We start from the raw sequence: 23,278 nt of genomic DNA on the forward strand, positions 1-23,278 counted from the left end.
ACCAGCGAGGGCGTCCGAACCTCGGGACATTGTTATTTATCCGAAGGTGGCTCCACTACTTCCCAAGAGCCTGTTTCCTGGACCACGTCGTATCCATGGAGCGAGAAAACCAAACCCGAGTTATGAACGTTTTGATCTACAAAATCAAAGGTGCCCTCACCACTGTAAACCTCCGCTAGGTCGCCATTGGCTATACCCGTCCATGCGGTCGCGCTGGATGGAAAGTATTCGATCCACGGCTGGGCGTAGCAGCGATCCAGGACATCACGAATCTCCGGCGTCATGTAGACATAGTCGTATCGGTCAAGATGCTGCATATACTTGGAATACGTGTTAGGCGCTCCAGCATGACCGACAAGCAAATCGTATACGTTTGAAACGGTCACCGGATAGCTGACCTGTGCGTTGCTTTGATCAGTGATCATGATAGTCGTGGTGCCATTGCCCATCCCGACCACTTTACCTCCATGATCTACAGCAGCGATGCCTCTCTCGGATGACGTATATCTGTAAGGAGGTTTACCCCCAGTTGCCTGTCTTACGGCAGTGTTTCCGATTGCATCAGCCCCCGTGAAGTTGCGGGAGTAAGTGCTTCTGACCATCACACCGTTTAATAAAAGCAACGACGTGTCCACCTGTAACGCGGTTGACGTGCTCGTTAGTGCGTCGGTTGAGGTTTCAGTCTGTTTGTAAGTCGTCATGGGGAAGCTCCTGCATTGTGTTTGGACAGGAACAATCAAAGCGCTTTAAAAGGAATTGCGCACCTGTCAGATCTGACAGGTTCGGACCGAAATCAGACGGATGGTAAGGGAGTGAGGCGGTCACGTGTTCTTGTCATTTAATGAGCCGGCGACTGAAAAATCGCTCTCGCAAGTGTATTCGCTCCCACCATTTTCGCTCTCGCCAGACGGGTTGCGTGCGATTTAGAGTGATCGGCCACACATCGATCCAGGAAGGATCCGCCATGCCCGACCACAACGCCGCCATTCATATTGAACGCTTCAGCGAGTCGCACCTCGAGGCTGTCACGGCGCTTTACAACGAGCGGGCCGTCACCCGGCAGGTGTTGCAGATGCCGTTTCAGTCAATCGACGTCTGGCGCCAACGGTTGCTGGCGGAAAATGAACGGGTGTTGAAGCTGGTCGCGCTGCATCAGGGCCAGGTCATTGGCCATCTGGGGCTGGAAAACTATTCGCGGATTCGTCGCAGCCATGCCGGCAGTGTCGGTATGGCAGTCGTCGTGGAGTGGCAGGGCAAAGGCGTGGGGTCGAAGCTGTTGGCGGCGGCGCTGGACGTCGCCGACAACTGGATGAATCTGCACCGCGTCGAACTCTCGGTTTACGCCGACAACGAGGCAGCCATCGCGCTCTATCGCAAATTCGGTTTCGAAACCGAAGGCCTGTTTCGCGATTACGCCGTGCGCGACGGGCAATGGGTCGACACCCTGAGCATGGCCCGCCTGCGCAATCGCCCGAAAACCTGACTCAGTCGCCCAGCGCAAACGCCACCGCCGACTGTGCATGCAGTTCGGTGGTGTCGAGCAGGGGCAGGGCGCTGTGTTCGGGTTTGATCAACAGGCCGATTTCCGTGCAACCGAGGATGATTGCCTGCGCGCCACGCGCGGAGAGGGATTCGATCACTCGTTGATAGATTTGCCGAGACTGATCGCTGATCACGCCGACGCAGAGTTCGTCGTAGATGATCCGGTGCACGTCCTTGCGCTCGGCTTCGTCCGGCACCAATACCGTCAAACCCTGGGCAATCAAACGTTGCTTGAGAAAATCCTGCTCCATGGTAAATGCCGTGCCGAGCAGGCCGACCGTGCGCGCATCGATGTCCAGAGCCGCCTGCGCGGCCGGTTCGGCAATGTGCAGAAATGGAATGCTGATCGCTGCCTGAATCTGTTCGGCGACCTTGTGCATGGTGTTGGTACACAGCACCACGCATTCGGCGCCGCCGGCTTCGAGCCTGCGCGCAGCATCGACCAGAATCGCCGCCGCATCGTCCCAGCGCCCGGCGTGCTGGGCCTGTTCGACAGGGCCGAAATCGACGCTGTGCATCAGCAATTGCGCCGAGCGCAACGGGCCGAGACGGTCACGGACTTGCTGATTGATGAGTCGATAGTATTCGGCGCTGGATTCCCAGCTCATGCCGCCGATCAGGCCGATGGTGCGCATTTGATGTCCTCAGGCAAATGACAGTGTCGAGCGTTCAGGTCTGCGCCGAGTTTCCTTTTCTTCATGCTTCGATGCCAGCAGCAAGTGACTGTACCGCTGATCTTTCACGCAGGTGTCATGGTGCTTCATCGGGCCTGGTGCAGGTTAAACGTACGCCGGGGCTGGTATCTGCCACTATCGACCTTTGCAGCTCCTTTCCGAGGAACACCGCTATGGACGACGTACAACAACTGGGCGAGATGCTTCGTCATTACGCCGAGAGCGAAGCGCACAAGAAGCAACTGTTCGAGACGCAATCGGCTGCTTGGGCTACACGGATTACTGCGCTGTTCAGCGAAATTCAGCAATGGCTGGAGCCGGTGCAGGCGCCGAATCTACTGGAGGTGAGTCGCGAGGCCTATGTCGCGTTCGGGCCGAGTAACCCGGTAGAGACGTCCACTTTCAAGACGGAGAAGCTGAGCATTGTGATTGCCGGCAAACCGGTGGAGTTCGTGCCGGATGTAATGGGCAGCGCGGGTCAGATTTCGCTCGCGGTGATGGGGCTGACGGCGGCGCGTTATGGCAGCATTTCGCTGGTCGGATTGCCGGACGGCACGTGGCAATGGCGCAAGACCAATGGTTTGAAGGATCCGGATACGTTTGCCTTCGACGCCAATTTCCTTGCCCAGCAGTTGCAGAGTCTGATTCCTCGCGATCGCGTTTAAGATCAAGAGCTTACCCCCTCACCCCAGCCCTCTCCCCCAAGGGGGCGAGGGGGAAAGGGAGCCGATCTTCATTGTTTTTGAGATTGCATTCACCCGAGATATTTCAGGTCGGCGTAACCCGAACAAACAACTCGGTCAGTTCCCTCTCCCCCAGGGGGGAGAGAGAGCCGATCTTCGTTGTTTTTGAGATTGCATTCACCTTAGATATTTCAAGTCGGCGTAACCCGAACAAACAACGCGGTCAGTTCCCTCTCCCTCTGGGAGAGGGTTAGGGTGAGGGCAGCCCACCTGACACCCTCACATATCGAGATTGACCCACCCCGGTTTAGCCACCTCCGGCGCCACCGCTTTCACGGTTTTTCCGGTAGCCAGCTCAACCCGCCGAGCCACCTCCGGATCATCGGCAAACGGCACCATGCTCGCCTCATCCAGACTGTCCGCTGTCTCCCGCCGCAAGCAGTACTCCACCGCCAGCCACAGAAACACCACGCCCAACACATCAAAGAAAATCTCCATCACGAGCGGCTCCCTGCCTCAGGCGATCTGCGCTTCACTGCGCGCCAGTGCAACGTCGGCAACCCGCACCGTGCGCCACACGTTGTAAGCCATCAGCAACATCCCGGTGAGGAAGAACACCCCGCCGGCAAAGCGCACGATGAATCCCGGATGACTGGCCTGCAGCGCCTCGACAAACGAATAGGTCAGCGTGCCGTCCTCGTTGATCGCCCGCCACATCAGGCCTTGGGTGATGCCGTTGACCCACATTGAGGCGATGTACAAAACCGTGCCGATGGTCGCCAGCCAGAAGTGCAGGTTGATCAGCGGCGTGCTGTACATCTGCTCGCGGCCAAACACTTTCGGCACCATGTGATAGGTCGCGCCGAAGGTGATCATCGCCACCCAGCCCAAGGCGCCGGCGTGCACGTGGCCGATGGTCCAGTCGGTGTAGTGGGAGAGGGCGTTGACGGTTTTGATCGCCATCATTGGCCCCTCGAACGTCGACATGCCGTAGAACGCCAGCGACAGCACGAGAAAGCGCAGGATCGGGTCGGTGCGCAACTTATGCCAGGCGCCGGACAAGGTCATCATGCCGTTGATCATCCCGCCCCAGCTCGGCGCGAGCAGGATCAGTGACATGGCCATGCCCAGCGACTGCGCCCAGTCCGGCAGTGCGGTGTAATGCAAATGGTGCGGGCCGGCCCAGATGTACAGGGTGATCAGCGCCCAGAAATGCACGATCGACAAACGATACGAATACACCGGCCGATTGACCTGTTTCGGCACAAAGTAATACATCATCCCGAGGAACCCGGTGGTCAGGAAGAAGCCCACCGCGTTGTGCCCGTACCACCACTGCACCATGGCGTCGGTGGCGCCGGAGTACACCGGATAGGACTTGAACCAGTCCACCGGAATCGACAGGTGATTGACCACATGGAGCATGGCGATCACCAGGATGAACGCGCCGAAAAACCAGTTACCGACGTAGATGTGTTTGGTCTTGCGCTGTACCACGGTGGTGAAGAAAACGATGGCGTAGGCGACCCAGACCACGGCCATCCACACCGCGCCGGAGAATTCGATCTCGGCGTATTCCTTGGTGGTGGTGTAGCCCATTGGCAGGGTGATCAGCATGATCACGATCACCGATTGCCAGCCCCAGAAAGTGAACGCGGCAAGGGTGTCCGAGTACAGCCGCACCTGGCAGGTACGTTGCACTGCGTAGTAACTGGCGGCAAATTGCGCGCTGCCGGCGAAACCAAAAATCACCAGGCTGGTGTGCAGTGGGCGCAAGCGGCCGAAGGTGGTCCACGGCAGATCCAGATTCATCTCTGGCCACACCAGTTGCGAGGCGATCAAAACCCCCATCGCCATGCCCACCACACCCCAGAAAATTGTGGCAATGACGAATTGGCGGACGACCTTGTAGTTATAAGCCTGTCCGATTGTTGCTGTGCTCATGGTCAGTTCATCCACGGTTGCAAAGTCTTGCCAGGCCACCCGGTCTGGCATGAGCTGCACTGTAGAAACCCCGCCAGAAACAAAACAGGCTCAGGAATCTTTGATTTGTGCGGATCAGATTGAAGGGCTGACTGCGGCGTTCTGCCGCGCCCTGATATGGTTTTTATCGCTTCAGGTGAATCTGTAACGTGCTGCGCTGCTTCGTCATAGTGCTCTGAAGAAAACTGTGGGAGCGAGCCTGCTCGCGAATGCGGTGTGTCAGCCAACAATGCAGTTGCCTGACACACCGCATTCGCGAGCAGGCTCGCTCCCACAGGAATAACTGATGAGGTGGCAGTTGCATGTATCAATACGATGATTACGACCGGGCGCTGGTGTTCGAGCGTGTTGCGCAGTTTCGCGATCAGGTCGAGCGCTTCATGGCCGGGGAACTGAGCGAAGAGGAGTTTTTGCCGCTGCGCCTGCAAAACGGCCTGTACATGCAAAAGCACGCCTACATGCTGCGCGTGGCGATTCCCTACGGCACGTTGAGCGCCGAGCAGATGCGCACGCTGGCGAGCATCGCCAGCGACTACGATCGCGGTTACGGCCACTTCACCACGCGGCAGAACATGCAGTTCAACTGGATCGAACTGAGCGACGTGCCGGATATTCTCGAACGTCTGGCGCAGGTCAACATGCATGCGATCCAGACGTCCGGCAACTGCGTGCGCAACATCACCACCGAGGCTTTCGCCGGGGTCGCGGCTGACGAACTGATCGACCCGCGCCCGTTGGCCGAGATCCTGCGGCAGTGGTCGACGATCAACCCGGAATTCCTGTTTCTGCCGCGCAAATTCAAGATCGCCATCTGCTCGGCCAAACAGGATCGCGCCGCAATCATGATGCACGACATCGGTCTGTACCTTTACCCCGGTCGCGACGGGCAGATGCTCCTGCGAGTGATCGTCGGCGGTGGCCTGGGCCGCACGCCGATTCTCGGTTTGCAGATCCGCGAAGGCTTGCCGTGGCAGCATTTGCTCTCGTACGTCGAAGCGGTGCTGCGGGTGTACAACCGCCACGGCCGGCGCGACAACAAGTACAAGGCGCGGATCAAGATTCTGGTCAAGGCGCTGGGCATCGAGGCGTTCGCCAAGGAAGTCGAAGAGGAATGGCAACACCTCAAGGACGGCCCGGCGCAACTGACCGAGGCCGAATACCAACGGGTCGCCAGCGCCTTCGTGCCGCCGGTTTATCACACCTTGGCCGACACCGATCTGGACTTCGGCACGCGCCTGGCCGAAAGCCCGGCGTTCGCTCGTTGGGTCGCGCGCAATGTGCAGCCGCACAAAGTGCCGGGTTACACCAGCGTCGTGCTGTCGACCAAACCGGGCATGGCCTCGCCGCCGGGGGATGTCACCGGCGTGCAGATGCTCGCAGTCGCTGACTGGTCGCAGCGTTTCGGTTTCGGCGAGATTCGTATTGCCCACGAGCAGAACATCGTCCTGCCCGATGTACCGAAAACCGATCTCTATGCGCTTTGGCAACTGGCGTGCAAACACGATCTGGGCAGCGCCAACGTCGGCCTGCTGACCGACATTATTGCCTGCCCCGGCGGCGATTTCTGTGCCTTGGCCAACGCCAAATCAATCCCGATTGCCCAGGCGATTCAGGCACGCTTCGACAACCTCGATTACCTGCACGATTTGGGCAATATCAGCTTGAACATCTCCGGCTGCATGAATGCCTGCGGCCATCACCACATCGGCAATATCGGCATCCTCGGCGTCGATAAGAACGGCAGCGAGTGGTATCAGATCACCCTCGGCGGCGCGCAAGGCAAAAACAGCGCATTGGGCAAAGTCATCGGCCCGTCGTTCAGCGCCGCTGAAGTGCCGCAGGTGATCGAGCGGATCATTGGCACCTTTGTGCGCTATCGCGAGCACGAGGAATTGTTTGTCGACACCGTGGCAAGGATTGGCCTGGAGCCGTTCAAGGAGCGGGTCTATCCGAAAACGCTGGAGGCCGCGGTATGAACAATCTGTTGCGGCTGGAGCAGGGCGTGGCGCGAATAGTTACGGATGACCCATGGACGCTGGTGCGTGAGCCATCGACGCCAAGGCCGGCAGGTTTGCTGATGTTGCCGCTGGCGCACTGGCTGGAGTCGCCGTCGACCCACGCGGTGTGGCTGGGCCCGGACGATGAGGTTGAAAGCCTGGTGCCGTGGTTGGCCTCGTTGCCACTGATTGCGCTGGATTTCCCGAGCTTTCACGATGGCCGTGCTTACAGTCAGGCGTATCTGCTGCGCAGCCGGTTCGGTTGGGCAGGGGAGTTGCGCGCGATTGGCGATGTGTTGCGTGATCAGCTCAGCCATATGCGCCAGTGTGGTTTTGACAGTTTTGCGGTGCGTCAGGACAAATCGGCTGAGGATGCGCTGAAAGGATTGGTTGGCATGAGCGTGTTGTATGGGCGCTCAGTCATCGAACCGCGTCCGCTCTTTCGTCGGCGTTGACGGTTAAAAAAGATCGCAGCCTTCGGCAGCTCCTACATGAGGTCACTGTAGGAGCTGCCGAAGGCTGCGATCTTTTGATCTTGCTTCTGCCACCGGGGAAACCCCTACAACCCTCACTCGTTGGGCATTTTTCCTTGGGTCGATGGTGGCCTTTTGGTAGAGTCGCCGTCGCCAGCGGGTTTTCGGCTGGACGATGGAACCGAAGAAGGGAGTCTGATCAGTGAGTCCGGGCAAAAAAATCCTCGGCCTCACAGCGTTGCTTTTGATGGTGACGCTGTGGGCCAGTTACTTTTACGTATTCAAGGAAAACCGCAGCGGCCAGCTCGGCGGCGTCGGCGAAAGCACCGCGTGGTGCGGCACGCCACCGTCCACCGAAGCGGCGTTGCTGGGCAAGGACCAACTGACCTTGCGCGTCACCAACAACCTGCGCGGCGAGTTCATGCTCAGTGGCTCCCTGGTGGTTTCGGAACGCACCTTCAACCGTTACGACCTCAGCCGCAACGAACTGCGTCTGCGTCTGGAACCCTTGCAGTGGTCCTATGGCGTCACGCCGATCTTCCTTGAACAGGTCAAGGTGCAGCCGCTGAGCCGCAACCTGTCGGCCACCAACAAAAGCGCCTACGCCGAACTTGAACCACGGCCGATCGGTGTGCAGGGTCAGGTCACTGAATTCCCCTTCGACACTTATCGCTACGGCTATAAACCGGTGCTTTATTACCTCAAGGGCAGCGAACGCATCGACCTGCGCTTCAAGAACATCACCACGCTGATGGAGATGTCCAATACCTTCACACCGATTCAGAAATACAACCGCGTCGACTACATCAACGAGAACAACTCGATGATCCGCGACGACGATTACAAGGCTTACGGCCCGCACGAGTGTGCGTTCAGCGTCGAGCGCAAAGGTTCGTTCAAGGTTGTCGTGTTGTTGCTGCTGTTGGTGTTGTGCCTGCCGTTGCTGCTGGTGTTCTACCGTAACGAGCCGGGGATCGACTTCCTCGCCACGCTGTTGGGCGCTGCGATCGTGCGGGTGCTGCTGATCGGGCCGGTGCAGGATTTTCAGCTGTACAACATTGATTTCCTGTTGGGCGCGGCGATTTTGTTGGTGGGCACGGTGTCGTTGATCAAGGCGATGCACATCAACAGCCGGCGCGAGATGGCGTTGCGCAGTGGTGAGACTTCATCCTGGTAAACGGTTGAACCTTGAAAAGCCCCTCACCCTAACCCTCTCCCAGAGGGAGAGGGGACTGACCGAGTTGTCTGGCGAGTGACACCGACGTGAAAAACCGAGTCGATTATGGATTCAACGCCAATCGCTCACGTCGGTGTATCTCTTGAATATCCCCCATTCGGTCCCCTTTCCCAGAGGGAGGGGGACTGACCGAGTTGTCTGGCGAGCGATACCGACGTGACAGACCGAGTCGATTATGGATTCAAAGCGAATCGGTCACGTCGGTGTATCTCTTGAATCTCCCCCGGTCGGTCCCCTCTCCCTCTGGGAGAGGGCTAGGGTGAGGGAAGCCAATCTCCAGCCAATCACTTAAGCGCCGGATCCCCCATATTCATCCTCTTCCACCCCTGCAACAGCACCTGCGCCTTTGGCTCCTGCCCGCTGTCGAGATACCACTGAATCAGCGACAACCGCGCGTTGCGGTTCGCCGGTTGTACCTTGAGCAAACCTTCCAGCACCGCGCACGCCTCATCGACCTTGCCGCTTTCATGCAGCGCCACCGCCAGCACATAACCGTACTGCGCGTTCTGCGGCTCCAGTTGCGCAGCTTTTTTCAGCGGTGACATGGCTTCGGTGGTCTTGCCGGCGCGGATCAGCGACAAGCCACGGGTGTGCTGCAACAGTGCGGCGTCCGGATGCTGCTTGAGGCTGTCATCCAACAGCGTCTGCGCCTCCTGGCCACGGCCATTGGCCTCCAGCCATTGCACCAGCGTCACCAACGCCGGATAGAAATCCGGGTCGCGCTTGAGTGCCGAGCGCAGCAGACCTTCGACTTGCGAACCACGGCCATTGGCCTGATACAGCATCGCCAGATTCAGATTGGCCTCGGCACGTTCCAGCAGGCTTTTCTGCACTGCTTCGTACTCGGCAATCGCAGCCTCCCAATTGGCTTGCGCAGCGCCAAGACCATTGTTGCGCGCAACACTCAACAGATCCCGCGCAGCCACAATGCGCACGGCTTTCACTGGATCACCCAGTAGCGGCGACAACAATGGCGCACGCTCCGCTGGCGGCAGGAATGCACTGATCGCTCGCGCAGCGCTTTCACGTACTTGCGGCGCCGGATTCTTCAAGTCCTGGGTGGCCAGTTTCAGTGCCTGTTCGCTCGGGTACAGCGGCAATTCAGCGAGCAACGTCGCCCGTTGAATCGCTGGCAAATTGCTGCGCTGCAACTGCTCATATAGCGCATCCGCGGCGCCCGGCTGGCCGTTGCGGATCAACCACAGGCTTTCGTCATAACGCGGTGCCAGCGGCGCGGTAGAGGCGCTCCACAACTTGAACTGAGCGGTGACCTTGTCGCCAGTCTTGCCTTGATGGCAGGTCAGGCAGGCGTCCGGTGTGCCGAGCTTCTGCGCCCGTTCCGGGTTGGGAATGCTGAAGCTGTGGTCATGCCTGAAGTCATTGCCCATGTAGAACTTGCCGGGCATGTGACAATCGACGCACTGCGAACCGGGCTGGCCCATGGTGTGGCGCGTATGCTCGATGGAATCGTAGTTCTTCGCTTGCAGGCCTTTGCCGTCGACACCTTCGATTGAAGTCTTGCCAGCGGTGTTATGGCATTGCAGGCACACCGCGTTGCCCGGTGCCTTCAGCTCGTTGCTGTGCGGGTTGTGGCAGTTGCTGCAACGCACACCCTTGTCGAACATTTTGCTTTGCAGGAACGAGCCATGTTCGAACACCTCATCCTTGATCTTGCCGTCCAGCGCATACAGTTCGCGGGTGAGGGTGCTCGGCAGGTAGTCGTCCATCAGCCGCTTGCCGACGGTGTAGCCATCGCCCAACGGCGCTCGACGTGCATGGCAGCGGGCGCAGGTTTCGATCTCGACGGTGGCGTTCTTGTCCTTGAGGTCGACGTCAAACCCCTGATGAATCAGGTCGGTTTTTTTCTGCGTCCACTCCAGGTGATTCGAGGCCGGGCCGTGGCAAGCCTGGCAACCGACACCGAGGCTGTTCCACTGACTGTTGAAGGTGTTGCTGGCCGCATCAAAATTGCGCTTGAAGCCGGTGGTGTGGCACTCGACGCACATGAAGTTGGCGTTCTGGCTCGGCTTGCTCCAGTGCAGCGGATTCTTGAAATTGACGCCCTGGCCGGGATAGAGATGAAACCAGCGATGTTTCTCGGTATCCCAGGCCACGCCGAGCGCCTGCAAACGACCTTCGCCGACTTCGATCAGGTATTGCTGCAGCGGCGCGATGCCGAAGGTGTAGGCGACTTTGAAGTCGGCGTTCTTGCCGTCGATGCCGGGCGTATTGACCCAGAATTCATCGCCCTTGCGCGAGAAACGCGTGGTCTCGTTTTCGCCTTTGAAGGTGACGTTGTTGAAGTCGCCGAGCATCGTCTCAGCGTTCGCCGGCTGCATCGCCAATTGGTGATGTGAACCTTGCCAGTCTTTGACCTGTTCGCTGTGGCAGCCCTGGCATTGTTGTTCATCGACCATGGTTGCCGGTTTGCTCGCCACAACTGGTTGTGGCTTGGCAGCCGGGGCGACGGGGGCGCTGATCGGCGCGGGTTTCAACGGCGCCGGAGCAGGGCTGAACAGAAACCAGCCGATGCCCGCGACGGCGGCGAGCAGTACAGCGATGGTGATCGGGAACAGGTATTTTGAAATGGAAGGTTGCGTCGAATCAGGGTCAGGTTGTGCTGTTTTATTTTTATGCTTGGGCATTGCGACTTCCGTAGTCCAGGTGCATTTGCCGTCTGGCGTGCGTTCAAGCTCGATGCAGCTTTGCCGGATCATCGGCGTCTGTCAAATGACCCTTGTGATCCGTCGCGCAGGTTTGTGTGAATTTTGTGCTTTGCAATCGCAATTACTGAGGTTTTAGCTATACCTGTAACTCCCCCAGGCAAAGTTTTCGGCCTTCTGACAGGAGTTACAGCATGAAGCTAGCAGTGATGATGGGCACTCTGTGTTTTGCCACTCTCGCAGTGGTGGGTTGTTCCAGCAAAACCGTCGACCCGAAAGAGTACTCCGGCTTCCTCAAAGACTACAGCCAGCTCAAGGAGGCCAAATCGCCGTCCGGTGCCGAGGTCATGCGCTGGATCGATCCGAAGGTCGACATCAAGAAATTCACCAGTGTGTATATCGAGCCGACCCAGCTGTACCCGAAACCGCAACCGACCGCGAAGATCTCCCAGCAAACCCTCAATGGCATCACTTCCTACTACGATCAGGCACTCAAGCGTGAAATCGGCAAAGACCTGCCGTTGGCAACCGGTCCTGGCCCGGGCGTGATTGTGGTGCGTGCGGCGATCACCGCCGTGAGCAGCAAGACTGAAGGCCTGCACGCCTATGAGGTGATTCCGATTGCTCTGGTCGCCGCTGCGGTCAGCACCGCCAGCGGTATTCGCGATCAGGAAACTACCCTGGCCACCGAAGCGGTGTTCCTCGATGGCGCGAATAACAAGGTCGTCGCGCAAGTGGTGCGCAAAGGCACCGGCAAGCCGTTGGAAAATGACTCGCAGGCGATGACGGCGAATGACGTCAAACCGGTGATCGATGGCTGGGCCGCGGACATGCGTCAGTCGTATCTGAAGCTCAAGGCTGTCAAATAAGTGCACCCGGCCGGATTGTCCACGAGGACGGTCCGGCCGGTGCAACTCCTCAGAAGTTGGCGCGTGCCCGGCGGTTGTAGTGGCTGAGCAGGGCGTCGTAACCACGGGTGACGGCGTAGTAGTCGTCGCTCAAACGTTGCGGTTCGGCGTGTTCCTGCCAGTCCTTGTGCAGGGTGTTCAGCGCGTCGAGGTAATGCTGCGCGGGCTCGCTGATGTATTCCCACAGTTCCTTTGCGTCATCATCCTTGGTGCGGAATCCGCGCTCGCCGGTGCGCATGAAAGGCTCGCGGCGAGACCATGCCTGTTGCAGGCTGGCGGTGGTGTCCGCCACGGTTTGCGGTGTCAGCGTTTGGTGCTTCATCCCGTCTTCCAACTGCTCCAGCGTATTTCGGGCCTGAATCATGTAGGCCAGCAGCGACCAGTGGATCTCCTTGCCCATGCGCGCATCCAGCCGTTTCAGTTGTTCGCTGCGCTGGGCCATATCCAGCGCAAGAAGGTCTTTTCTCAAGGCCGCCGACGTTTGGAGGTAGTCAGCGATGGCGCTCAGGTACCGCTCCCGGTAGCCCCCTGACGGATTCGGGAACACGGAAACGAAGCTGGCACTTCTATCGAATCGTGAGGGCATCGATACTGTTGCCACGCCCTGCAGCGCTTTCGCATAGTCACGGGCGCGTTGCGAGAGTCCCGGCTGATAGCCCAGAAGATCGAGCTTCAGGTTCATGTTGGAAAGACAGACATCCTTCTGGATGTCCTGCACGATGCGCGCATCGCTGTCTTCGAAGTCTCGTGGCTCGGGCACCCAATTGGCGGCGGAATAATCCTTTGGCGGTTTCGGGTGTTTGTATTGCTCGTAAGCCACCTGCCAATGCACGTCGACACGGTTGACGCAGGTGATGATCGGGCTTAGCGCGTTGGCCTGAGCAGTGACGGGCGCGTCGCGATTGTCCAGCCACAGGTCGAGTTGCAGGAACGGCGTGGTTGCCCCCGACAACCCCATCACCAGCAGTGCGATCAGTAGACCACTGACAAACATCATTCTCGAACTCATGGTTTTGCCTCCGCGCCATACCATTGCTCACGGGTAGCGGGTGCACCGCAGCCAGTCGCCGTGGCGGGCAGACGACTGCACAAACGCTCGGCCCAGGGTTGCAGTCCCTGATTGCGGGTCACCGTGTCTTTGCTGGCGATCACATTGAGCACGCCGAGTAAGATCACCAGGGCGACAACGCCGAGTACCGCCAGGCAAATCTTCAGCAGTGGATTGCGTTGCTCCCAGGACACGTGCGGTTCGATCTGACGCCGCCGGACCAGGCCGACCACCGCCAACGTCGTTGCATAGACCACCCCGCCGACAGGACCGAATAGCCAAGTGAGTCCGGCGACCATCAGCGCACAGGGAATCAGGTCGCGAAGTACCCCGAATGGCGCCACGATCCCCGGACACAGCCGCTCGCTTAGCCAGTCATCCAGCAGCCAATAACGGTGCGCCAGATCGTGGGCCAGCCAATTGAGGCCGGCGGCAATTACGCCAAACACCACGATCGACACCATGAAAATATTGAACAAACCGGTGACGCGCAGCCCCAGCGGGATAAAATGAGTAAACGCACCGATCAGACAGGCCAGCACCACGCCAACGTAGGTCGGCCATTCACCGCGTTTCAGTTCCCAATCACGCCAGAAGAACGCGGTGCCACCGGGCAACTCTGCGCAGACCTTCGGATGATTGGCATACAGCGCCGAACTCAAATGTCGGCAATGCTCCCAATCTTTCTCACGCAGGCGCCGGGCCAGTGCGCGCCGCTGGCTGAACGGGCCGCTGCCGAGCAACAGGCGGGCGGCGCGGTGTTCGGCGGTGGCGGGCGGCTCTTCGGCGAGTTGACGTTGCTGCGCGATAAACCGCGGTGCCTCGTAGCGAGCGGTCAGCCGCTTCCATTCATCTTTCGGGCAAAGATTGGCCGGGCCGGAGTGCCAGCCCTGGCCAACGCACACCTGTTCGAAAATAGCGGAGGACCAGTATTCGCTGTCCAGCAGCAATCGACTCAGGTACAGGTTGAACCACTGCCGGTGCACTTCAGCGTCGAGCCAAAGGTATTGCGCGCACTGTGCGTAGGCCTGCAAAAAGGCTTCGCCGTCTTCGCGTTCGAGGGCATCACGCAGCGGTCGAGTCATGCGATCACGCTGCTGATCGAGCAACAGTTCGATCGACTCTTCATCCAGTTCCAGCCGTTGCCAGGCACTGAACCAGTGATAGGTCTGCACCGCCCAATCGACCATCGGCGCCGACGTGTCAGGATGCTCGATGCAATGCTGCAGCAGGGTTTCTTCGAGAATATGCGCACAACCCTGCTCAACGGCGAGGGCATGGCGCTGTTGCAACTGCGCAAGGCTGGTGCCGTGCAGCGAGCGCGTCGCCTGTTGCAAGGCATCGACCTCGACCACGGTCAGGCCGGTCAAATCCCAGCTGTCGTCCAGCGCTTCGTTGTCTTCGTGGACCTGCGCCCATTCCTTGTAATTCAGGGCTTGCTCATAGGCGTCACGCAGGCGCTGAAAGCCCTCGGCGTCTTCGTCCGGGCGGGTCTGTTTGAGCAGGGCGGCGTATTGGCGTTTGATACTGCGCGTATCGGCGTCGGCGGTAAGGCCAAGCACGGTCCAGCAACTCATTGCGTGTACAACTCCATGAAAACCTTCGACGCGGTCCAGTGGTGGCGCTTTGATTGTGCGCACCCTACCTGTTTCGCGTCGAAAAGTCCTCAGCCTCCATTCATTTGCCGACGAACCAGCGGAAATACGGGTTGCCGCCATCGCCGCGCATCACCTCGCCGATATCCCGTGCCCAGGCATCGCGGTCGCCGTCATAGGCATGCAGGCTGGCGCGATAGAACTGCATCAAGCGCTGGCGATGGCTTTCCATACGTTCATTGAATCCGGCATCGGCATTCACCAGTGGCGGCGCCTGATACAGGTCCAACAGTGCCGGCAACACGCGCGTGATCTCCTTGCTGCGCACCCATGGCGCATATTCGATCCTCGGCTGATCGTCGGTCACCGCAGGTGCATCGGCGGCAAAGCGTTCAAGCCCGGCGCGATCGGTGACCCAGGTCGCGAGCAGGGCAGCGGCCGAGCCGATACCGACGTCCTGCAGGGTGCTGCGCACGCTGTCCTGCTGGAAGCGCGCGGTGATTTTTGCGGCATCCAGTTCCATTGGCTGCAGCGAACCGACCAGCAACATCTCATGGAACTCGCTGGTCCAGAGCGAGGCATACGGGAACACATCAAGGAAGCTGCGCACCAGCGAACGCGAGTCGTCGATGTTCTGCGTCGGCAACGGCAGCCACTGCGCGACGATGCCTTTGTCCTCCAGGCGACTCGCCGCCAACTGATAGAAATCCCGCGAATACAGATTGACCACACCGGCCGCAGAGGGCGGTGGCGGTTCGAGGGTGATCAGGTCGTAGGTTTGTGCGCTGCGTAGCAGTTCCTGGCGCCCGTCGCGCAGACGCACATCGACGCCGGGATCGCTGGCGGCGTTGAAGTTGCCCTTGAACAACGGCGCGGCTTTGACCACTGACGGCAGCAACTCGGCGACCACCCGATGTTCCAGCCCCGGGTAGCGCAGCAGGGCGCCAGCAGTGATGCCGGTGCCGAAACCGATCACCAGTGTCGAGCGTGGCTCACCGTTGTGAATCAACAGCGGCAGCAAGGCTTGCACGCGCATGTAGCGCAGTGAGGGCATGGCATCGCCGGTGTTCGATACGCCTTGAATATACAAGCGATGGAAGGTGTTATCGCCGCGACCTTGAGCAACCACGGCGACGGTGCCGCCCCGTCCTTCTTCATAGAACGACAGGCTGCCGTTGCGCGCACCGGGCAGCAGGCTGGCGAGTTTGTCGACCGGGGTAAACACGGCAAATGCAACCGAGACCAGACCGAGGGCAACCACGGCCTGACGCCGGCCTTTCTTCACGTGATGACCTCTGCGTACGGCAAAATAGCCGATGCCGGCGGCGATAATCGCCAGCAGGCCCAAGGTGCGCACCAGCCCCAGCAGCGGGATCAACAGGAAGCCGCAGAGCATCACCCCGACGATCCCGCCGAGGGTATTGAAAGCGACCACGGCACCCACATCCCGACCTACGCGTTCATGGCCGACACTCAAACGCAGTGCCAGCGGAAACGCCGCGCCAAGCAGCAGCGTCGGTACAAAGACAATGCTCAACGCTGCCACCGCGAAGCGTGCACTCATGCCGGCGAGTTCACTGGCGCCCAGACTCAACAGCCACATTTCCGCCTGACTTTGCGCGATCACCAGCCAGCGCCCGAGCACGGCGATTTCCAGCAACGCGATCAGGCCGGCGCCGGCAATCAGCAAGCCGAACACGCCCCACGGATCACGAATGCGCTCGACCCGCCGGGCGAGCAGGGCGCTGCCGATAAACAGCCCGGTCAGATAGGTCGCCAGCACCACGGCAAATGCGTAGGTGCGGGTGCTCATGAACTGCACGATCGATTGCGACCAGACCACTTCATAACCGAGCGCCACGCCACCGGCGATGGAGTACAGCCACAGCGCGGTTCGATCCGGGGCTTTTTCCGCGTGGTGTTTGACGGTGGTGGTCAGGGGCGCCGGATGCTGCCGGGCCAGCCATAACGCACCGATGGCTGCCAGCAGATTGAGCATCGCCGCGAACAAGGCACTGCCACGCACACCAAGGCTGGCGATCAACACGAACGCGGCGAGGAGGGTGCCGACAATCGCCCCCAAGGTATTCGCCGCATACAACTGACCGCCGGCCTTGCCCGGATCGGCGGCGAGCGAACGCACCAGCACCGGCAGGGTGCCGCCCATCAACACCGCCGGCAGGCCGACCAATGCGAACGGCAATATCCACGCGATCAGGCCGACATGCTCTTGCAGCCAGGCAAACGGACTGGCCGCCAGGCTCATGGCCACGGTCGCGCCGACGCCGAGAATCGCCACCAGCACTTCCAGCCCGGCATACAGCAACACCGGCTGCTGCAAGCGATCGGCCCAGCGCCCGAACAGCCAGCCACCGATAGCCAAGCCTGCGAAAAACGCACTGATACCGGTGGTGATCGCATACACCTCGACGCCGACCACCAGCGACAGTTGCTTGATCCACAGCACCTGATAGACCAGCGCCGCCGCGCCGGAGATGCACAGCAGCAGGGCGGGGAACAGCAGCGCGGGAGCGGCGGTATGCGAGGCGGGTATGGCCGACGGCTTGCTGGCGATACGTGAGGACATGCGGAGGCCTTAATTCAAAAGTCATTGAGACTGGCTGATCGTTCCCACGCTCTGCGTGGGAATGCCTCATTGGACGCTCTGCGTCCGCTTCGGCAAGGGCCGCGGAGCGTCCCGGGCTGCGTCCCCACGCAGAGCGTGGGAACGATCAATAAGTCCGCCCGCCGGTGAGGGCGGGCGGCAGTCTTGCGGTGTTACTGCGCAGGCTGCGCTTTCATTTTTTCGGCAATTTTGGCGTCAACCGCAGCACGGATCTGGTCGATGCTGAAGCTGGCGGGTTTCTGGCTCGGTGGGTACTCGACGAAGGTCTGCAGGAACGCCGCCGACTTCATCACGGCCATTTCGGTCAGATAAACGTTTTTGGTGGTCCAGTCGTAGTACTGATCGGAAACGATGTCAGCACGTTCGTACGGGTCCATCCGCAGGTTGAAGATTTTCGGTACACGCAGGCACACGAACGGTTCGCTCCAGACCTTGAAACCGCCCGGGGCGCGTTGTTCGCAGAACACCGCTTTCCAGTTGCCATAGCGCATCGACACGAGCACGCCGTCATCGTTGAAGTAGTAGAACTCTTTACGCTCACTCTTAGGGCTTTGGCCGGTCAGGAAAGGCAATTGGTTGTAACCGTCCAGATGCACCTTGAAGCTGGTACCGCCGGAGGTTGGCGCCCAGCCTTTGAGCAACTTGTTGGCGACATCGGTTTCACCAGCCGCTGCGAGCAAGGTCGGGAACCAGTCCAGGCCCGAGAACATCTCGTTGGTGACTTCACCCGGTTTGATCTTGCCCGGCCAGCGAACCATTGCCGGCACGCGATAAGCACCTTCCCAGTTGGAGTTTTTCTCGTTGCGGAACGGCGTGGTCGCCGCATCCGGCCAGGAGAACTGGTTAGGACCGTTGTCGGTGGTGTAGACAACGATGGTGTTGTCGGTGATTTTCAGGTCATCAAGGGTTTTCAGCAGTTTGCCGACGTCGGCGTCGTGTTCGAGCATGCCGTCCGCATATTCATTGCCGGGCATGCCACTCTGGCCCTTCATCGAATCACGCACGTGGGTGAACAAGTGCATGCGCGTGGTGTTCATCCAGACGAAGAACGGTTTGTCCGCCTTGGCCTGTTTCTCGATGAACGCTTGCGCAGCAGCGGTGGTTTCGTCGTCGATGGTTTCCATGCGCTTGGTGGTCAGCGCGCCGGTGTCTTCGATCTTGCCGTCGGCGAAGCTGTGGATCACGCCACGCGGAGACACAGCCTTGACGAACTCGGCGTCATCTTTCGGCCAGTACGGACGTTCAGGTTCTTCTTCCGCATTGAGGTGGTACAGGTTGCCGAAGAATTCGTCGAAACCGTGGTTGGTCGGCAGGTATTCGTCCTTGTCGCCCAAGTGGTTCTTGCCGAACTGGCCGGTCGCATAGCCCTGCGACTTGAGGGCCTGAGCAATGGTGATGTCACGTTTCTGCAGGCCCACCGGTGCACCGGGAATGCCGACTTTCGACAGACCGGTACGCAGCGGTGTCTGCCCTGTGATGAACGAGGATCGACCGGCGGTGCAGCTGTTCTCCGCATAGTAGTCGGTGAACATCATGCCTTCTTTGGCGATGCGGTCGATGTTCGGGGTCTTGTAGCCAACCACCCCCATCGAGTAGGCGCTGATGTTGGTCTGGCCGATGTCATCGCCGAAGATCACCAGAATGTTGGGTTTTTCAGCCGCCGTGGCCGTAGCCGACAGCGCCATGACCGAAGTCGCCACCAAGGCGAGTTTCGGTAGCCATTTGCGTATGCGAGTCATCTGACTTGCTCCTTTTCGCGGGGGTCGTTTATTGCGACTAACCTTTATTGCAGTCCTGCATCACGCTTTCTTATTGCACCTGCCCGGTGACCGCAGGCTCGAACGGGTAGATCCGGCGCCACTCCGACGCCATGTCGACCACGGTCCAGCCACGGGAATTTGCTTCATCGAGGGCTTTGTCGAGCCGGCCGATATCGGATTGACGGTCATAGGCCCATTCGCGCTTGGCGTCGGTGTGGTGCACCAAGCCCATGAAACGCTTGCCGGGACCTGCGGCCGTCCACTGCAGCATCTGCAGGTCGCCGTCGGAGTTGCCGAAGGCGAGGATCGGCCGTTTGCCGATCACCGCGTCGATGCTTTCCGGTTTGCCGGGGCCGTCGTCGTTGTGCGCCAGTTTCGCTGTGCGCACGATCGAGGCCTTGCCGTCCTTGTATTGAAATGAAGTGATGAACGTGGTGCCGATCACTTGTTCCGGCGGGATGCCGTAGACCTTCTCGGCGAAGGCGCGCATGAACCCGGTGTCGCCGCCGGAGACGATGTAGGTCTTGAAGTCCTGTTTGCGCAGGTAATCGAGCATTTCCAGCATCGGCTGGAAGATCATCTCGGTGTACGGCTTGCCGGTCCTTGGATGCCGCGCCTGACTGAGCCAGGTTTTGGCGTAGTCATCGAAGGCTTCGGTGGTCATGCCGGTGTGGGTCGCCCCGACGATTTTCAGCAGGCCCTCCATGCCGGAAGCGGCCAGCGCCTTGTGATCGTTTTCCAGCACGGCTTTGAACGGCTGGGTAGTCTTCCACTCCGGATGCTGCGCGGCGTTGCGCTTGACCTCATCGAAGGCAAACAGCAATTCGAAATAGGCCGGTTGTTCGCTCCATAACGTACCGTCGTTGTCGAACACGGCGATGCGGTCGCCCGGTTTGACGAAGTCCTTGCTGGTCTGGTCGGTCACCGCCTGCACGAATTCGATAATGCTCTTCTTCGCCGGGCCGTCATTCCACGACGGCAGCGGCTCGCTGGCCTGAGCCAGCAATGGCAGGGCGAGGCCAAACAACAGGGCGAGTCCGAAACGTTGGCGTTGCCGTAGCGCAGTCGTCATGGGAAGTCCTTCTCGTGAACGGGGTTGAGCGGGCGCAGGGCCGAGGCCGGTTTTGCCTGCTGCTGTTCGGCCTGACTGTGAAGCGTAGTCAATGATTCGCGCAGTTGAACGAGTGTTTGCTCGGTGCTTGGCTGACGACCGTAAAGCCCGCGTAACAGCCCTTGCAGGCGCGGGCCCGCGTCGACCAGTTTCAGCCCCAGCCGACTGCGGCGCAGCCACATGTACAGCGCGCTCAATTGCGCAGGTTGCGCTTGCAGTTGTGCGTTGACTTGCTGCCAGGCGAAGTCAGGGGATTGCTGCCATGCCCGTTGTTGCGCTTGGCGGCGTACTTGCCACTGTTGCCGGGCGCGGTTAAACGCTGGACGCAACAGATAAGCGGCACCGACGACCGCCACGATCAGGGTCAGCCACCACAGCCAGCGTGTAGAGAAGTGCAGGCGATTCTGGCCGAGTTGTTTGAGGTCTGCGCTGATCGAAAAGACCGCTTTGTAAGGCGTGCCGGCTGCTGCTTCGAACGTCACCGCCGGCACTTGCGCGGTGCGCGATTGGCGAGTGCCGGCGTCCCACCATTTCACCTCGATGGCCGGCAACGTGTGCGAGCCGGCCTTGTCGATGCGGTAGCTGACGCTGTCGATGCGCTGACCGCCGAGGATGTCACCGCGACCGTCGTCCAGAGCGGTGACTTGCGGGGTTTTCGCATAGCGGCTCAGACCGGGAACATCACCGAGCATTGGAATCGGCAGGGCCATGGCCAGTGCGCCGTCCGCTTGCAGGGTCAGTTGGCGGGTGATGCTGTCGCCGACTTTCAACGGCGTCGCCGAGTGGGTGATGCTCTGAGTGAAACGCAAACCGTTGGCCACCAGCGGTGTTTCCCCGGGTTTGAAGCCGGGCGGCTGGGCCGCGCTGAACTGCACCGGTTGGCTCTGCGCACTGATTTCTGTCGTGGCCTGACCGGGTGTGGCGCGCACGGTCAGCGCCGGAATGTCGAAGCTGCGCGCGACGTTCGGGGTAATCAGGTAGCTGTAGCGCAAACCGCTGAAGGCCTGACCGTCGATGGTTTGATTGAGATGCTGCGCCTGACCGTCCGGCGGCATGACCAGGGCGCCATCGAGCTTCAGGTCGGGCAGGGTGGCGGCGCTGGTGAACCAGGTGTCGGTGAGGACGTCGATTTGCAGCTCGACCAGACCGCCAACCATGGCGCCTTCGGCGGGTTGCAGGTGGGCCTGGACTTTGAGTTGGGGTTCGGCGGCGAAAGCATTGAGGCTGAGCAGACTGGCCAGGAACCAGAAGCTGATTCTTGTAGTGATCAATCTGGCCCCATCGCTGGCAAGCCAGCTCCCACAGGGTTTTATGGTGTTCACAAAATCGGTGATAACACCGGAGTTCCCTGTGGGAGCTGGCTTGCCAGCGATAGAGCGAGCAGGGTTTGGACGCTTCATGGCCTGGCTCCCTGCTGATCCTGCAAGCTGAACTTCTGCCGGAGAAACTTCGCCGGCGAGGTGGTCAGGTTCTGCAGCCACAAAGCATCGGACGCAGCCTGCTCGGTCTCGACCTTTTTGCTCTGACCCTTACCCGGCGCCTTGTCGAATTTCACCTCATCGGGCTTGGTCTCCGGGGCGTTTTTCTCGGCGCTTTCGGTGTCCTTGAGCAGCGCTTGCGCCAGCGCCAGATTGGCCGTGGCTTCGGGGAACTGCGGTTGCAGCTTCAAGGCCTGGGTATACGCGGCGATGGCCTCATCGAACTTGAAGCGGCGCACGTAAATATTGCCCAGATAGAAATACGCCTGCGGTGTGTCGAGCCGCGCGAAGGTCGCCAGCGCCAAGTCGTAGTCGGCCGCGTGATACGCCGCGACACCTTTCCAGTACGGGTCGACAAACAGCGCGGCAGCCTGCGGCAAATGCTCATGTTCGAACGCCCAGCGACCTTGCTGGTCGCGGGTGAAAAACGCATCGGTCAGGGCGTTGGCCTGCGCCGGTGCTGCTGGCCAGCCCAAGCCAATCGCCAGTGCCAGCGCGGGCATCCAGTTGACGCTCCAGCCCTTGCGCACATTGCACAGCGCCAACAGCAACAACGGCCAGCACAGCCAGTAACCGGCGTCTTTCCAGTGCAGTTCGCGCTGCTCGGCGCTGGCACTCTGAAAATGCTGCTGCGCGTGCAACTCGATCCAGTCCAGATCATCGTCATTGACGCTCAGGCTGCCCAGTGGCGCATCGAGGGCGGAGGCCAGTTGCTTGATTGCTGCCGGATCGAAACGGCCCAGTGCCGGGCGCCCGTTGGCATCGGTGCGCGGCTGGCCGTTGGCATCATGGATGATGCCGCCGTCCTCACTGCCAACGGCCAATACCAGCACTTGCAATGGACTGTCGCCCACACGCTTGTCGAGGCCGTCGAGTTCTGCGGTGTCAGCGCCGTCAGTGATCAGCAGCAGGCTGCCGGGTGTTTTTTCGGCATTGAGCAAGCGTTTCGCCTGATCGATCACCGCGCCGACGTCTTTGCCCGGTTTGTCGATCAATCCGCTGCCCAAGGCTTGAATGAAGGTGTCGAGCAGCGCCGGATCATCGGTCGGCGGCAACACCAGATGGGCGCTACCGGCGTAGGCGATCAATGCGGTGCGAGCGCCGGCGCGGCGCTGTATCAGATCGTGCAGTTTGTGTTTAGCCGCTTCCAGTCGGCTCGGCTGCACATCGCTGGCGTCCATCGATGGCGACAGATCCACGGCAACAATCAGCGGCGCACGATTTTCAAGGAAGTCCGGCCGATCCTGTTCCCAGGTCGGTCCGGCGGCGGCGACGGCGCCGAGGATCAACAGTGCGCACAGCAGGTGCACCGGGCGCAGGCGCTGATGGTCCTGCGGAGTCACCAGCAGATGCGGCAACAAGTGCTCGGCGATATTGCCGCGCAGCCGTCGTTGCAGGTCGCGACCACGCCGCCAGAGCAGCGGCAGCACGGCACCGAACAGTGCGAGCAGCAGCCATAGGGGGCGGAGGAAATGGAAGTCGCTGAGGTTGATCTCCATC

Annotated in this window: 18 protein-coding genes; 6 read left to right on the forward strand and 12 right to left on the reverse strand. The window is 60.1% G+C overall.

Annotation, left to right across the window (positions count from 1 at the left end; translation table 11 throughout):
* Positions 1-32: 32 nt before the first annotated feature.
* A complete protein-coding gene (locus ACM6IN_RS11735) occupies positions 33-701 on the reverse strand; it encodes a hypothetical protein (RefSeq protein ID WP_414916064.1) in 669 nt (222 codons plus the stop codon).
* A 263-nt stretch (positions 702-964) separates the two neighbouring features.
* On the opposite strand from ACM6IN_RS11735, the gene ACM6IN_RS11740 reads away from it, so the two are divergent.
* Positions 965-1,483: a GNAT family N-acetyltransferase gene (locus ACM6IN_RS11740; protein WP_414916065.1), complete on the forward strand. Its 519-nt coding sequence runs from the start codon at positions 965-967 to the stop codon at positions 1,481-1,483.
* Position 1,484: 1 nt separating this feature from the next.
* On the opposite strand, the gene ACM6IN_RS11745 is transcribed toward ACM6IN_RS11740, so the two are convergent.
* Positions 1,485-2,177: an aspartate/glutamate racemase family protein gene (locus ACM6IN_RS11745; RefSeq protein WP_414916066.1), complete on the reverse strand. Its 693-nt coding sequence runs from the start codon at positions 2,175-2,177 to the stop codon at positions 1,485-1,487.
* 212 nt (positions 2,178-2,389) lie between these two features.
* Here ACM6IN_RS11745 and ACM6IN_RS11750 point away from each other — a divergent pair, with 212 nt between their 5' ends.
* Positions 2,390-2,881, forward strand: coding sequence for a hypothetical protein (locus ACM6IN_RS11750; RefSeq protein WP_414916067.1), 492 nt, complete (start codon positions 2,390-2,392; stop codon positions 2,879-2,881).
* Positions 2,882-3,178: 297 nt separating this feature from the next.
* On the opposite strand, the gene ACM6IN_RS11755 is transcribed toward ACM6IN_RS11750, so the two are convergent.
* Positions 3,179-3,397: a hypothetical protein gene (locus ACM6IN_RS11755; RefSeq protein ID WP_016983187.1), complete on the reverse strand. Its 219-nt coding sequence runs from the start codon at positions 3,395-3,397 to the stop codon at positions 3,179-3,181.
* A gap of 18 nt (positions 3,398-3,415) precedes the next feature.
* Positions 3,416-4,843 (reverse strand): cytochrome-c oxidase, cbb3-type subunit I, encoded by a 1,428-nt coding sequence (gene ccoN, locus ACM6IN_RS11760; protein ID WP_414916068.1) that lies wholly within the window; start codon positions 4,841-4,843, stop codon positions 3,416-3,418.
* A gap of 341 nt (positions 4,844-5,184) precedes the next feature.
* Here ccoN and ACM6IN_RS11765 point away from each other — a divergent pair, with 341 nt between their 5' ends.
* The 3 genes from ACM6IN_RS11765 to ACM6IN_RS11775 all read left to right on the forward strand — a co-directional run bounded on the left by ACM6IN_RS11765 (position 5,185) and on the right by ACM6IN_RS11775 (position 8,529).
* Entirely contained in the window at positions 5,185-6,858 is a 1,674-nt protein-coding gene (locus ACM6IN_RS11765; protein WP_414916069.1) for a nitrite/sulfite reductase, read from the forward strand.
* Positions 6,855-7,334 (forward strand): DUF934 domain-containing protein, encoded by a 480-nt coding sequence (locus ACM6IN_RS11770; protein ID WP_414916070.1) that lies wholly within the window; start codon positions 6,855-6,857, stop codon positions 7,332-7,334. The genes ACM6IN_RS11765 and ACM6IN_RS11770 overlap by 4 nt, the downstream gene beginning before the upstream one ends.
* 220 nt (positions 7,335-7,554) lie before the next feature.
* Positions 7,555-8,529, forward strand: a complete 975-nt coding sequence (locus tag ACM6IN_RS11775) for a hypothetical protein (protein WP_123375399.1) — start codon at positions 7,555-7,557, stop codon at positions 8,527-8,529.
* A gap of 344 nt (positions 8,530-8,873) precedes the next feature.
* Here ACM6IN_RS11775 and ACM6IN_RS11780 read toward each other — a convergent pair whose 3' ends face one another.
* The gene (locus tag ACM6IN_RS11780) at positions 8,874-11,234 is read right to left on the reverse strand and encodes a tetratricopeptide repeat protein (RefSeq protein WP_414916071.1); all 2,361 of its coding nucleotides are present in this window, start codon (positions 11,232-11,234) and stop codon (positions 8,874-8,876) included.
* A 212-nt stretch (positions 11,235-11,446) separates the two neighbouring features.
* Between ACM6IN_RS11780 and ACM6IN_RS11785 the strand changes: the two genes are divergently transcribed.
* Entirely contained in the window at positions 11,447-12,121 is a 675-nt protein-coding gene (locus ACM6IN_RS11785) for a DUF3313 domain-containing protein (protein WP_414916072.1), read from the forward strand.
* A 49-nt stretch (positions 12,122-12,170) separates the two neighbouring features.
* On the opposite strand, the gene ACM6IN_RS11790 is transcribed toward ACM6IN_RS11785, so the two are convergent.
* The 7 genes from ACM6IN_RS11790 to ACM6IN_RS11820 all read right to left on the reverse strand — a co-directional run bounded on the left by ACM6IN_RS11790 (position 12,171) and on the right by ACM6IN_RS11820 (position 23,277).
* Positions 12,171-13,169, reverse strand: coding sequence for a DUF3829 domain-containing protein (locus ACM6IN_RS11790; RefSeq protein WP_414916073.1), 999 nt, complete (start codon positions 13,167-13,169; stop codon positions 12,171-12,173).
* A complete protein-coding gene (locus tag ACM6IN_RS11795; protein ID WP_414916074.1) occupies positions 13,166-14,785 on the reverse strand; it encodes a J domain-containing protein in 1,620 nt (539 codons plus the stop codon). Before ACM6IN_RS11795 ends, ACM6IN_RS11790 begins: the two co-directional genes overlap by 4 nt.
* Before the next feature lie 100 nt (positions 14,786-14,885).
* Complete coding sequence (locus ACM6IN_RS11800; protein WP_414916075.1) at positions 14,886-17,390, reverse strand: fused MFS/spermidine synthase; 2,505 nt, start codon at positions 17,388-17,390, stop codon at positions 14,886-14,888.
* A 191-nt stretch (positions 17,391-17,581) separates the two neighbouring features.
* Positions 17,582-19,168: an arylsulfatase gene (locus ACM6IN_RS11805; protein WP_414916076.1), complete on the reverse strand. Its 1,587-nt coding sequence runs from the start codon at positions 19,166-19,168 to the stop codon at positions 17,582-17,584.
* Positions 19,169-19,238: 70 nt separating this feature from the next.
* The gene (locus tag ACM6IN_RS11810) at positions 19,239-20,261 is read right to left on the reverse strand and encodes an HAD family hydrolase (RefSeq protein ID WP_414916077.1); all 1,023 of its coding nucleotides are present in this window, start codon (positions 20,259-20,261) and stop codon (positions 19,239-19,241) included.
* Positions 20,258-21,700 carry a hypothetical protein gene (locus ACM6IN_RS11815; protein WP_414916078.1) on the reverse strand — a complete coding sequence of 481 codons (1,443 nt, stop codon included), beginning with the start codon at positions 21,698-21,700 and terminating at the stop codon, positions 20,258-20,260. The genes ACM6IN_RS11810 and ACM6IN_RS11815 overlap by 4 nt, the downstream gene beginning before the upstream one ends.
* On the reverse strand, positions 21,697-23,277 hold the full coding sequence (locus ACM6IN_RS11820; RefSeq protein WP_414916079.1) for a VWA domain-containing protein: 1,581 nt from the start codon (positions 23,275-23,277) through the stop codon (positions 21,697-21,699). The genes ACM6IN_RS11815 and ACM6IN_RS11820 overlap by 4 nt, the downstream gene beginning before the upstream one ends.
* Position 23,278: the final 1 nt, after the last annotated feature.

It is taken from the genome of Pseudomonas sp. IT-P395 (assembly GCF_949767675.1).
Lineage (GTDB): Bacteria > Pseudomonadota > Gammaproteobacteria > Pseudomonadales > Pseudomonadaceae > Aquipseudomonas.

Bases quoted from the DNA above. Each gene is read 5' to 3' on its own strand.
- ACM6IN_RS11765 (WP_414916069.1), top strand. From the start codon at position 5,185: ATGTATCAATACGATGATTACGACCGGGCGCTGGTGTTCGAGCGTGTT.
- ACM6IN_RS11795 (WP_414916074.1), bottom strand. From the start codon at position 14,785: ATGAGTTGCTGGACCGTGCTTGGCCTTACCGCCGACGCCGATACGCGC.
- ccoN (WP_414916068.1), bottom strand. From the start codon at position 4,843: ATGAGCACAGCAACAATCGGACAGGCTTATAACTACAAGGTCGTCCGC.
- ACM6IN_RS11755 (WP_016983187.1), bottom strand. From the start codon at position 3,397: ATGGAGATTTTCTTTGATGTGTTGGGCGTGGTGTTTCTGTGGCTGGCG.
- ACM6IN_RS11800 (WP_414916075.1), bottom strand. From the start codon at position 17,390: ATGTCCTCACGTATCGCCAGCAAGCCGTCGGCCATACCCGCCTCGCAT.
- ACM6IN_RS11785 (WP_414916072.1), top strand. From the start codon at position 11,447: ATGAAGCTAGCAGTGATGATGGGCACTCTGTGTTTTGCCACTCTCGCA.
- ACM6IN_RS11770 (WP_414916070.1), top strand. From the start codon at position 6,855: ATGAACAATCTGTTGCGGCTGGAGCAGGGCGTGGCGCGAATAGTTACG.
- ACM6IN_RS11805 (WP_414916076.1), bottom strand. From the start codon at position 19,168: ATGACTCGCATACGCAAATGGCTACCGAAACTCGCCTTGGTGGCGACT.
- ACM6IN_RS11740 (WP_414916065.1), top strand. From the start codon at position 965: ATGCCCGACCACAACGCCGCCATTCATATTGAACGCTTCAGCGAGTCG.
- ACM6IN_RS11745 (WP_414916066.1), bottom strand. From the start codon at position 2,177: ATGCGCACCATCGGCCTGATCGGCGGCATGAGCTGGGAATCCAGCGCC.
- ACM6IN_RS11750 (WP_414916067.1), top strand. From the start codon at position 2,390: ATGGACGACGTACAACAACTGGGCGAGATGCTTCGTCATTACGCCGAG.
- ACM6IN_RS11735 (WP_414916064.1), bottom strand. From the start codon at position 701: ATGACGACTTACAAACAGACTGAAACCTCAACCGACGCACTAACGAGC.
- ACM6IN_RS11780 (WP_414916071.1), bottom strand. From the start codon at position 11,234: ATGCCCAAGCATAAAAATAAAACAGCACAACCTGACCCTGATTCGACG.
- ACM6IN_RS11820 (WP_414916079.1), bottom strand. From the start codon at position 23,277: ATGGAGATCAACCTCAGCGACTTCCATTTCCTCCGCCCCCTATGGCTG.
- ACM6IN_RS11815 (WP_414916078.1), bottom strand. From the start codon at position 21,700: ATGAAGCGTCCAAACCCTGCTCGCTCTATCGCTGGCAAGCCAGCTCCC.
- ACM6IN_RS11790 (WP_414916073.1), bottom strand. From the start codon at position 13,169: ATGAGTTCGAGAATGATGTTTGTCAGTGGTCTACTGATCGCACTGCTG.
- ACM6IN_RS11810 (WP_414916077.1), bottom strand. From the start codon at position 20,261: ATGACGACTGCGCTACGGCAACGCCAACGTTTCGGACTCGCCCTGTTG.